Below are 9,864 nucleotides of genomic sequence, written 5' to 3'. Positions count from 1 at the left end.
TGTGCAGAAACATAAGAGACAAGCTTACAGTGGTAAAGAATCCTATGAGAGTACGTCATGGATGGCAGAATGATGCATGATGAAGAGCATTTAGGACAAGACAGCAACGTGTCAGATCTCTCTATGGAAGGTTTGTTTCGCAAGCTTGTGAGTTGGTACAAAGAAGATGTGGAGCATGTGAACCAATGGCGTGAACATGCAAGGGAGGATTTTCGTTTTTACAATGGAGATCAGTGGAATGAGGCTGATTTAGCGGCATTAAAAGAGCAACGTCGCCCTGTTATGACCTTTAATCGTATTGCTCCGCTTGTGAATGCTGTTGTAGGTTCTGAACGCAATAATAAACGAGAAGTGCAATTCATTCCCCGTCAAATAGGCAAGGCATTGCCAAGTGAATTGCTTACAGGAGCGGCAGAATGGTTTCGTGATACAGCTCATGCGGAGTATGCGGATTCTGATGCTTTTCAAGATGCGGTTATCTGCGGCATGGGGTGGACTGATACACGGCTTGATTATGAGAATAGCCTTGATGGTGAACCGGTTATTACTCGTTTAGATCCGTTAAAGATGGTTTGGGACAGTGCAGCGGTGCAACCGAATTTAACCGATGCACAACGTTTGTGGTACGTAGACCGCAAGCCTTTGGAAGTAGCCAAGCAGATGTTTCCCAAAGCCCATTGGAGTGAACTGAGTGCAGATTGGGCTCGTGATGGGAGCTCTCATGAAGGTGTTCACCATAATGATCTTGATTATTACAGTGATGAGGGGAGCATTGATGTTGAAAACGGTCGACGGATGATCACACTTGTTGAATGCCGTTGGTTTGAAAGCGAGAGGTATTACAAAGCGCCCGATTTAAGCACTGGAGAACTTCGTGATTATAGCGAGGAAGAATTTAAGCAGCTACAGTGCATGATGCCGGATATCCAAGGGGCAGCTTTCAATAAAAAGGTTGTTAAGCGCGCTTTTTTAGGCAGGAAGGTTTTGCTATGCCCCGATCAACCCATGGTTCCAGCTGGTCAATTGGGTTGGGAGTGTATAACGGGTTATTTTGACAAGATAGAACGGCAATTTTATGGGGTTGTGCGTCCGACAAAAGATCCTCAACGATGGGCGAATAAATATTTCAGTCAAGTAATGCATATTCTCAACAGCCAATCCAAGGGTGGGATAATGGCTGAGAGGGGGGCGTTTGAAGATGAAAGAGAAGCTGTAAAGAGTTGGAGCAGGGTAGATAGTGTTACGGTTTTGAAAAATGGTGCTTTGGCAGGTGGTAAAATACAGCCCAAACCCATAGCACAGTTTCCACAAGGCTTTTTCCAGCTGTTTAATGAAGCTAAGGAAGCAATTAATCAAGTGACGGGTTTATCACCTGAATTCATTGGCACAAGAGAAGTGACACAAGCGGGTATTTTGGAGGCACAACGACGCCAATCCAGTTTAAATCTGCTTGCTTGTCTGTTTGATGGTTTACGTTTGTATCGCAAGCGGCAAGGCAAGATTATTTTGCACTTGATCCAGAATTATCTGTCTGATGGTCGTTTGGTAAGGATATCTGGTGAAGAGAATGCGCAATATATTCCCTTAACCCGTGAAGCGGTGATGAGTGTTGATTACGATATTGTCGTTGATGATGCGCCAACCAGCCCGAATGAGAAAGAGCGGACCTTTGGTATTATCACGCAATTGTTACCGTTGCTTCAAAATGCTGTTACGCCAGATATCATGCTTGATTTGCTGCGTTATTCTCCATTGCCGGCGTCTCTGCTTAATCGAGTGAGTGAGAAGATGCAACAGCAGCAAATGGCACAACAAGCCCAACAACAGCAAATGAATCCGGAACAAGAAATGAAGTTGCAAGAAAAGCAGCAAGATATTGCTGCTAAAAGTCAGATGCAACAGATGGATTTACAAGGAAAACAGATTGAATTGTTCATGCGTCAAAAGAGAGCAGAATTGGAAGCTGAATTGATGCAGCAACGCCATGAGCTTGAGAGGCAGCGTATTCACAATGAACAAATGCAAAATCAGATTATGCGGGAGAGAGCCGCAACATACAGAGGAAGAAGCATTTAAGAGAGGTTAGAGAATGAATGCAGAAATGAACGAAGCGATGAATGAAGGTGTGAATGAAGATTATAGGGTTGAAGCGCCGGTTTTTGATGATGATGAGAGTTCTTTTGATGCTGATCATGAGGTCGAGACAGTTGAGAGCCATGATATCACATCTCCAGAGTCGGTTACAGAAGCCGTTGACAAGCCTTCAGAGATTGTTCCCATAGATCGGCAGCGTGCTGTCGAGCAAGCCAATCAAGCCCGTGAAGCACTTGCCAAGTTTTATGAACATCAATCTCAAGCACCAATAGTTGAAGGAGAAAGCGCCCCCCCAGACCCTACACAAGACATCATTGGCTATATGGGTTGGATTGGAAAGAAGCTTCAAGAGCAAGATGCATATATTCGAGCACAGCAGGATGTGCAAAGGCAAGCGATTGAATATCAAGAATTTAACGGGCATTTGAATCAGTTTTTAGAAAGTTCTGTTACATCAATCAAAGAAAAATACAGAGATTTTGATGCCGCGGCAGATTTTCTTTATGAGACACGTGCAAAGCAGTTGAATGCTTGGTCATCTGTTTATCCAACTTATGCGCAAAGGAGTACGATAGATGCGATTATAGGGGATGAATTGCGTACGATTGTCGCAACTTGTGCACAAAAAGGCGTTAATCCGGCAGAAGAGCTTTATAGGATAGCGCAAAACCTTGGCTATCAGACAAAAGCGATACAAGCCAATGATCAGGTAGTAGCACTTCAAAACCGTCAGAATTCTGCGCGGACTTTGACGGCATCTGGTGGAGGGGGCGTGACGGGTCCTATGACTAAAGAAACTCTTGCTAATATGTCAGAAAAAGAATTCAATGCTTGGATATCAAATCCGAAGAATGAAGCCCGTTTTTATGAAATTATGGGTGCAGACCCCGATTAAGCAATAAATTTTACAGCATAATCCGCCTTTGATGCGGGTTTTCCACCGGCTTTAAGCCGGTTTTTTTACAGCAAAGAAAGGTGAAATCAATGGCAACAACACATATAGGAACCCATGATCCGCAATCAGTGAAATTGTGGTCACAAAAATTAAGCAATGAGGTTTTGAAGGCAACGAAAATTGCCCCCCTAATTGGCAAAAGTTCGAACAGCATTATCCAGCTTTACAACGAAACCCATAAGAGTGCAGGGGATAGCGTTACGTTTAGTCTGCTTGTCAATCTGTTTGGGGACGGTGTCACGCAAGGCGAAACCTTAGAAGGCAATGAAGAAGCACTTCAATTTATGAATGATAGGCTGATCATTAACGAGCTTTTACATGCAGCGCGTGTTGCGAATGATGACTCGATTGATCAACAGAGAATACTGCCGAATTTACGCAAGAAAGCCAAAGAAGGCTTGGTTCGCTGGTATGCCAATCGTTTAAGCATTATGTTCTTTCTTCAGGTATGCGGTTATACAGCGCGTACGATCAATGTTGATGGCCGAGAAGTGTATATTAAACCGGTTCATTATGGCTTTAATGAAGTCATGGCACCGAGCAGTGAACGTATTATCCGTCCAGATGGTAAAACCAAGGATGAAGATCTCAATGATAAAGCCAAACATAGCTTTAGTCTTAAATTGATTGATGAAGCGGTTAAACAAGCCAAACTAGCCAATCCGCAAATTTCTCCCGTTCATGTCAATGGTGATGATGTTTACGTGCTCTATTTGCATCCAACACAAGTGATGCAATTGCGAACCAATACAGCAGTTGGTGAGTGGTTAGATATTCAAAAATCGGTTTATGCAACCTCTCGTGCGAAAAACCCAATCTTTGATGGTTCACTAGGCATGTATAATGGCGTTATTTTACGTGAAGCTATTCATGTCACTCATGGTGTTAAATCCACCGATCATACAGCGGTAAAGAGTGTGCGTCGTGCGGTGTTTTTAGGAGCGCAAAGTGCGATTATAGGTTTTGGCAAAAATCATAGTGCAACGCATTATACGCTTAAAGAAGAGTATTTTGATTATGAACGTGAATTTGGCGTTGCAGCCAAGACTTTGATAGGGATGAAGAAAACACGTTTTCAAATGCCAAATAGTGCCCAAACAGCTCAAGATTTTGGAACGATTGTTATCCCCACTTACAGTGGTGAAGCAGCAGCGTAATCATAAGGAGGAAACAGGATATGGCAGATCAATTACCACCTCCACTACAGGGGAGAAATCTTCACACCCAACAGGTGAGTTTCTTACGTTTGAATATCTCTCATAAAGATAAGCATCTTACGGAGAAAATAGGGATATTACCTCGTGGCGCTTTGATCACTTCGATGAAGGCTTTTGTCAAGACCGCGTTTTCTGAGGCAAAATTAAAGATAGGTAGCACCTATGGAGGCAATGAGTTCAGTGAAAAGGACATCAAAGCCCAAGGCACGCAAGATTTTACGCCAACAGATCAAAAGTCTTTTGTTGCAGATGATAAGGAGATGACCATTTATGCAACACGAGACAAAACCACTGATGCTGGTGAATGTATTGTGGTTGTGCAATTCGTGACAAATCATTGAGGGGATAAGAGATGGCAGATTATTTACCACAGCCCTTGCAAGGGAGAAATCTTCATACCCAGCAGGTAAGCTTTTTGCGGCTTAATTTTAGCTATGAAGATAAAGAAAACGCTCTGAAAATAGGCACGCTACCCCGAGGGGCTTTGATTACTTCAATTAAAGTGTTTGTTAAGACAGCGTTTTCGGATGCTAAGGTCAAAATAGGCAGCACCGCTGGAGGGACAGAGTTTGGTGAAGCGGAAATCAAACAACAAGCAGTCAAAGAGGTTAAGCCCACCAATCAGAAGGAATTTGTCCCTTATGATGAAGAGGTCACGCTTTATGCCAAAGCGGACAAAACGGTACAAGCTGGTCAAGCAAGTATAGTCGTTGAATTCGTGACCAATCACTGAAATTGAGGGGAGATATGTATTAACTCCCTCTCAGTTTATGAAGTAGAAGACTGTACAGAGAGTTGCAAATTAAGGGCAGATAAGACAGCGACTAAGGTAGAAAGTTTAGGATCACCAGTTTTACTTAAGGAGCGATATAAACCACTGCGTTCACGATTGGTTTCTTTTGCTAAGGCTCTCATATTTTGAGCACGTGCAACAATACCAAGGGCGTCTGCTATATGAGCAGCATCACCAGTTTTGAAGGCTTCATTTAAAAAGACTTCTTGAGATTCTGGTGTTGTGAGGTGTTTTTCAAAGTTAAAGGTTTTCAATTTCATTTTTAAGATCCTCTAAAAGAGATAAGGCTTTTTGAATATCACTGGATTGTGTGGATTTGTCACCACCACAAAGCAATATAATGATTTTATCGCCTTTTTTTGTAAAATAAATTCGGTAACCAGCACCATAATGGATACGTAATTCACCTATACCATTAAAAAACTTTGCATCACCCAAAAGCCCTGAACGAATTCTATGAAGCCTTGCAAGAATTATATTAGCAGCTTTTCTGTCTTTAAGCTTTTCTAACCAGTTATCGAATTCATCTGTTGTTTTTATTATTGCTACCATTAGTGCACTATACTACACAAAATACATAATATCAATAGTAATAATTTTTACTGAAAGGTATTCTGATGACACGTCACTACATCACGATAAGGACAGGAGGACCGATACCAGTAAAGCGAGATGTTTATCGTCATAAGAGAACACTTTCGCACTTAGTGTCGGTCATTCAAGATGAGATTGATGACATAGCGGATGAGTATGTTCATCAAATCCAAGAAAGTATTTTTGCAGCCATTCGTTTTTGTGAACGGGAGACCTTTTACTTTAACGAAAGCCGTGATGTGGTGTTTGAGACACGGGCGGGACAAGGTGTTTATGATGCAAGCACTACCAGCCATATCGAAAGTGCTGTTAAAATCAAAAACGTTTATCTGAGTTCTGATCAACATCACAAGCTTGCATTGGAGTGTAAGGACCATGTTTCTTTAGAGCCTTTGTTATCATCAGAGCAGCAAGGAACGCCGGTTTGTTACAGTTATTTTGATAGGAAATTACATCTTTATCCCACACCAGATAGAGCCTATCAGATTCAACTCATTCTCTCTCCATTGCGTTTATCAGAGATAGAGAGTGTTGATGAGGAGCATCCATGGTTTGTGCATGCCTTTGATTTGATTAAGGCGCGTGCAAAATACGAACTTTACAAGAATATCTTGAAAGACCCCGATTGTGCAACGGCAGCTTACAATGACTTTAACGAACAGTTGCATGAATTGCGTGCAGAGACGTCTCAACGTCATAACGTGACCAGAATAATACCAACGGATTTTTAGCATGGTTTATTTTCCCATTGCCGATTACAGACCGGATGTTGCGGTTGCCAACGGCAGTTTTACGGATAGCCTTGTGAATGTTTTACCGGCAGATGGTGGTTACATACCCATGCCTAGTGCAATGGTTGTTTCCAAGATTCCTTTGGAAGAGAAACCATTGGGTTGCATAGCGTTTAGAAGTGGGGATGGTGTTAAGATCATCGTGGGGGGCAAGCAAAAGCTTTATAGTTATGATAGCCAAACGAAAGGTTGGAAAGACATTAGCCAAAGTGGTGTGACATATGGTGCAGATGAGGAAAATCAATGGTCGTTTGCTCTTTTTAAAAACATGGTTATTGCGGTGAATAAAAATGATAAACCGCAAGTTTTTAAGTTTCATAGTTCCGAACGTTTTGAAGAATTAGGAGGCAATCCGCCGAAAGCAGGCTTGGTGAAGGTTTGGGGACCTTTTGTTTGTTTGATGCAATTGACAGATAATCCTAATCGCATTCATTGGTCAGGTTTGGATGATGCAACTCATTGGACAGTTAAGCAAAAAAATTGCGATTTTCAGGATTTTCCGGATGGAGAATATGTTCAAGGGTCTACGGAATCTACCAATCCCCTCATTTTCATGCGTTCTGCTATTTATGCTGGAAATTTTGTTCCGGGTTCTAAGATTGTGTTTACGTTTCAAAAGATACAAGACAAGCGCGGAGCCCGCAGTGCGTCTTCTATAGCTTGTCGAGGGAGTGATGCTTTTTTTGCGGGTGATGGTGGTTTTTATCAGATGAGTTTGGATGGTCAACTTTTACCGATAGGCTTTGAAAAGGTTGATAGAACGGTTTTTAAAACATTTGATAAGTTTGCTCTCGATCAGATGCAAGGAGTTATAGACCCCATTGATAACCGGATTTACTGGTCCTTGAAAAGGGGCAATAACGAGCAGACCACCTTTGTTTATAATTGGGGTTTGCAGAAATGGTCAACGATACAAGGAGAGCCTTTCACGTTGTTTTCAGTGTTTACGACAGGCTATACTTTAGAACAATTAGATGAGATCTCGATCAATCTTGAGGCATTACCAGCTTCTTTAGACAGCCCCCGTTGGCAAAGTGGCGCGCCAATGCTTGGTGCTTTTGATGATCAAAATCATCTTATTGTTTTTACAGGATCTCCTATGGAGGCAACGGTTGTTTCGCAAGAGATGGGGGCACCGGATGGGAGTTTTAGTTTTATCACCAAGATGTTTGCAGAGGTTGATACGCTAGAAGGGCTTTTAAGCATAGGAGAACGTCGTCTTCGCAATAATCAGACGCCGATCACATGGCACAAGGAAAGAGTATGTTCTTATGCTACGAGTGCCTATCATGGTCGTTCGCGTAATCGTTATCATCGATTTAAATTACGCATTCCTGCAAATGAAAGTTGGACGATGATTACGGGTTTTAATGTGGATTTACGTCCTTTAGGCAGAGGGTAATGGCAAAAGTCTTTTTAACGTCTTCGTGGGCTATGGAGCGTATAGCGCCGTATTTTGAAGAAATCATTTCGTCCTTTTGTGTATATGTAGAACGTTTCAAACATGAAATCACATTACAAGAGCTCATTGAAGCCATTTGCAGTGGTCAGAAACAGTTATGGCTTATTTTAGATGACGACGAGCAATTTTTAGCAGTTTTCACGACCCAGATACAACAGACGGTTTTAGGAAAGAAGCGTGCCCTGATTTGTGAATGTAGTGGCCAGGGCGTTCTTGATTTGGTTGATCATTTGAAATTTATAGAAGATTGGGCGCGTGAGAATGGTGCTTTTGAGATAGAGATTTTAGGGCGTTTGGGTTGGAAACGTGTATTAGACAAACAAGGCTATGGCATATCTATGCTTTATTATAGGAAGGAATTATGAAATGGGGAGTAAGACACCAGCAACAACAGAACACAAGCAGGTGCAGACAAGCGCTCCTCCCGTTTGGCTGGAGAATGTATTTAAGCGTGGGGGTAGGGATGCGTATCAAATGTATGATACAGGGATTGGCGGTAATGTTTATTGGGGACCTCGTATTGCCCCGTTAAGTGATCAAACGCGCTATGGCATTAGTGGTCTTGGTAGTATTCCTCATCATTATCAAAATCACTCTTTGATGAATACAATCTATAATCCAACGTCGGCAGCCATGAATCTTAGACATGTGGCTTCTGGTGGTATGATTGGACAGAATCCGTCTTTTAATGCCGCTCTCCAAAATAGCTTAGACCGTGTAAGAGATATCATATCAAAAAACACAATAAAGTCAATATGTTGTTTGCAATTATTTTATAAGAATCCACTTAAGAATCCATACTTTTATGTATGATTCATTTGACCATTTTTTACATAAGATTGCCATGTATGAATAGAGCATAAAAAGCAAATTATAAAGAGGTTTAAGAAGCAAAAACAACTTCAAATTGTCCTTCAAGCGTTTTAACTTTTTCTGAACTTACAACAATTTTGATATCATTTCCCAATTTTGCCAAACACTCAAGCATTTTCATTTCACTAATCCCTCGAAATTCTCCACTTAAAAGTTTAGACAATTTGGGTTGCGTCATTTTTAAAAGTTGACTAGCTTGCTTTTGTGTTAAGTTTTTTCTTTAAGAATTTGACTAATCTTATGAGCAAGTTGTGCTTTGATAAGCATCTCTCTGGAATCAGAAAAGCCAAGATCCTCATAAACATTGGAACTACCGTGAAAAATATTGACCATTTTAATTCCCTTCTAATTGTTCTGCTAACTTGAGACGTTCTTTAATCAGATTTATGTCTGGTTTTGGCGTTGCAATACCATGGGTCGATTTTTTCTGAAAACAATGCAACACGTAAAGAGATTTTTTATATTTTACCGTATAAACAGCGCGATAAGTTCCTTGAATATCACGTTCAATAATTTCTAGAACATTGGCAGATCCAAACCCCTTGAGAACCTTAACATTTTCTCCTTTATCTCCTATCTGAGCAAGATAAAGAGCATAACCAATCCTTTGTTGAATAAGACTAGGAAGACTTTTTATATCTTTGAGTGAAGATCCAAGCCATATGATACGTTTTATTTTACCCATAATTATTAATATACCTATATAGGTATAATTTCAAGTACTTATTTAATAATACTAAGTTAGAAATGTTCTATTCTAAAGTTAACGAACTCAAAATTGAGCTGGTTAATTTGCAAAGAAATTAGGTTTTAATGAAAAGTAAAAATACGCTTATGAGTAAACCTAGGCTATAGCTTTCACAGCAGAGCAAAATTTTGAAAACCTTACATTTTATAAAAGCGGTTGTTTATTGCCTTATGAGAGATTGTTTTAAAAACCAATGCTTGTAAATGTAAAAACCGTTTTGTTAAAGCTACCAAGCGTTTTGATTTGTTTGATACGTTTGATAGCAACGAAAAGCGTTTATAGGCTCTCTCATTCAAATGAGTGATTAAAGNTCATAGGCATCGTTTACATTCCTTTT

14 protein-coding genes are annotated in these 9,864 nt (G+C 40.8%); 9 read left to right on the top strand and 5 right to left on the bottom strand.

What is annotated here, in order from left to right; translation table 11 throughout:
• Positions 1-57 precede the first annotated feature (57 nt).
• The 5 genes from QWU_RS07530 (at position 58) to QWU_RS07510 (ending at position 4,999) form a co-directional block, all read left to right on the top strand.
• The gene (locus QWU_RS07530; protein WP_017196511.1) at positions 58-2,076 is read left to right on the top strand and encodes a portal protein; all 2,019 of its coding nucleotides are present in this window, start codon (positions 58-60) and stop codon (positions 2,074-2,076) included.
• A gap of 13 nt (positions 2,077-2,089) precedes the next feature.
• Positions 2,090-2,989 (top strand): hypothetical protein, encoded by a 900-nt coding sequence (locus QWU_RS07525; RefSeq protein ID WP_006590338.1) that lies wholly within the window; start codon positions 2,090-2,092, stop codon positions 2,987-2,989.
• 89 nt (positions 2,990-3,078) lie between these two features.
• Complete coding sequence (locus tag QWU_RS07520; RefSeq protein ID WP_017196510.1) at positions 3,079-4,206, top strand: N4-gp56 family major capsid protein; 1,128 nt, start codon at positions 3,079-3,081, stop codon at positions 4,204-4,206.
• 20 nt (positions 4,207-4,226) lie between these two features.
• Positions 4,227-4,607, top strand: a complete 381-nt coding sequence (locus tag QWU_RS07515) for a hypothetical protein (RefSeq protein ID WP_017196509.1) — start codon at positions 4,227-4,229, stop codon at positions 4,605-4,607.
• An 11-nt stretch (positions 4,608-4,618) separates the two neighbouring features.
• A complete protein-coding gene (locus QWU_RS07510; RefSeq protein ID WP_006590359.1) occupies positions 4,619-4,999 on the top strand; it encodes a hypothetical protein in 381 nt (126 codons plus the stop codon).
• Positions 5,000-5,034: 35 nt separating this feature from the next.
• Here QWU_RS07510 and QWU_RS07505 read toward each other — a convergent pair whose 3' ends face one another.
• Complete coding sequence (locus tag QWU_RS07505) at positions 5,035-5,319, bottom strand: addiction module antidote protein (RefSeq protein WP_006590360.1); 285 nt, start codon at positions 5,317-5,319, stop codon at positions 5,035-5,037.
• A complete protein-coding gene (locus QWU_RS07500) occupies positions 5,300-5,611 on the bottom strand; it encodes a type II toxin-antitoxin system RelE/ParE family toxin (protein WP_017196508.1) in 312 nt (103 codons plus the stop codon). The genes QWU_RS07505 and QWU_RS07500 overlap by 20 nt, the downstream gene beginning before the upstream one ends.
• A 65-nt stretch (positions 5,612-5,676) precedes the next feature.
• On the opposite strand from QWU_RS07500, the gene QWU_RS07495 reads away from it, so the two are divergent.
• From QWU_RS07495 to QWU_RS07480, 4 genes are read left to right on the top strand one after another with little or no spacing between them, the layout of a single operon-like run.
• Complete coding sequence (locus QWU_RS07495) at positions 5,677-6,384, top strand: phage adaptor protein (RefSeq protein ID WP_026017332.1); 708 nt, start codon at positions 5,677-5,679, stop codon at positions 6,382-6,384.
• Between the two features lies 1 nt (position 6,385).
• The gene (locus tag QWU_RS07490) at positions 6,386-7,846 is read left to right on the top strand and encodes a hypothetical protein (RefSeq protein ID WP_006590529.1); all 1,461 of its coding nucleotides are present in this window, start codon (positions 6,386-6,388) and stop codon (positions 7,844-7,846) included.
• Complete coding sequence (locus QWU_RS07485) at positions 7,846-8,271, top strand: hypothetical protein (protein ID WP_006590528.1); 426 nt, start codon at positions 7,846-7,848, stop codon at positions 8,269-8,271. Before QWU_RS07490 ends, QWU_RS07485 begins: the two co-directional genes overlap by 1 nt.
• A 1-nt stretch (position 8,272) precedes the next feature.
• Positions 8,273-8,719 carry a hypothetical protein gene (locus QWU_RS07480; protein ID WP_017196506.1) on the top strand — a complete coding sequence of 149 codons (447 nt, stop codon included), beginning with the start codon at positions 8,273-8,275 and terminating at the stop codon, positions 8,717-8,719.
• A gap of 70 nt (positions 8,720-8,789) precedes the next feature.
• On the opposite strand, the gene QWU_RS10415 is transcribed toward QWU_RS07480, so the two are convergent.
• The 3 genes from QWU_RS10415 to QWU_RS07470 are packed head-to-tail and all read right to left on the bottom strand — an operon-like array spanning position 8,790 to position 9,464.
• Complete coding sequence (locus QWU_RS10415; protein WP_244428382.1) at positions 8,790-8,957, bottom strand: XRE family transcriptional regulator; 168 nt, start codon at positions 8,955-8,957, stop codon at positions 8,790-8,792.
• A 29-nt stretch (positions 8,958-8,986) separates the two neighbouring features.
• Positions 8,987-9,112, bottom strand: coding sequence for a helix-turn-helix domain-containing protein (locus QWU_RS10410; RefSeq protein ID WP_240532159.1), 126 nt, complete (start codon positions 9,110-9,112; stop codon positions 8,987-8,989).
• 1 nt (position 9,113) lies between these two features.
• Positions 9,114-9,464, bottom strand: a complete 351-nt coding sequence (locus tag QWU_RS07470) for a type II toxin-antitoxin system RelE/ParE family toxin (RefSeq protein ID WP_006590525.1) — start codon at positions 9,462-9,464, stop codon at positions 9,114-9,116.
• Positions 9,465-9,864 lie beyond the last annotated feature (400 nt).

The organism is Bartonella birtlesii IBS 325, from assembly GCF_000273375.1.
Classification (GTDB): domain Bacteria; phylum Pseudomonadota; class Alphaproteobacteria; order Rhizobiales; family Rhizobiaceae; genus Bartonella; species Bartonella birtlesii.
This window is presented reverse-complemented; position numbering and strand designations above follow the sequence as displayed.

Coding starts and splice junctions, on each gene's coding strand:
- QWU_RS07530 (WP_017196511.1), top strand. CDS start 58: ATGGATGGCAGAATGATGCATGATGAAGAGCATTTAGGACAAGACAGC.
- QWU_RS07525 (WP_006590338.1), top strand. CDS start 2,090: ATGAATGCAGAAATGAACGAAGCGATGAATGAAGGTGTGAATGAAGAT.
- QWU_RS07520 (WP_017196510.1), top strand. CDS start 3,079: ATGGCAACAACACATATAGGAACCCATGATCCGCAATCAGTGAAATTG.
- QWU_RS07515 (WP_017196509.1), top strand. CDS start 4,227: ATGGCAGATCAATTACCACCTCCACTACAGGGGAGAAATCTTCACACC.
- QWU_RS07510 (WP_006590359.1), top strand. CDS start 4,619: ATGGCAGATTATTTACCACAGCCCTTGCAAGGGAGAAATCTTCATACC.
- QWU_RS07505 (WP_006590360.1), bottom strand. CDS start 5,319: ATGAAATTGAAAACCTTTAACTTTGAAAAACACCTCACAACACCAGAA.
- QWU_RS07500 (WP_017196508.1), bottom strand. CDS start 5,611: ATGGTAGCAATAATAAAAACAACAGATGAATTCGATAACTGGTTAGAA.
- QWU_RS07495 (WP_026017332.1), top strand. CDS start 5,677: ATGACACGTCACTACATCACGATAAGGACAGGAGGACCGATACCAGTA.
- QWU_RS07490 (WP_006590529.1), top strand. CDS start 6,386: ATGGTTTATTTTCCCATTGCCGATTACAGACCGGATGTTGCGGTTGCC.
- QWU_RS07485 (WP_006590528.1), top strand. CDS start 7,846: ATGGCAAAAGTCTTTTTAACGTCTTCGTGGGCTATGGAGCGTATAGCG.
- QWU_RS07480 (WP_017196506.1), top strand. CDS start 8,273: ATGGGGAGTAAGACACCAGCAACAACAGAACACAAGCAGGTGCAGACA.
- QWU_RS10415 (WP_244428382.1), bottom strand. CDS start 8,957: ATGACGCAACCCAAATTGTCTAAACTTTTAAGTGGAGAATTTCGAGGG.
- QWU_RS10410 (WP_240532159.1), bottom strand. CDS start 9,112: ATGGTCAATATTTTTCACGGTAGTTCCAATGTTTATGAGGATCTTGGC.
- QWU_RS07470 (WP_006590525.1), bottom strand. CDS start 9,464: ATGGGTAAAATAAAACGTATCATATGGCTTGGATCTTCACTCAAAGAT.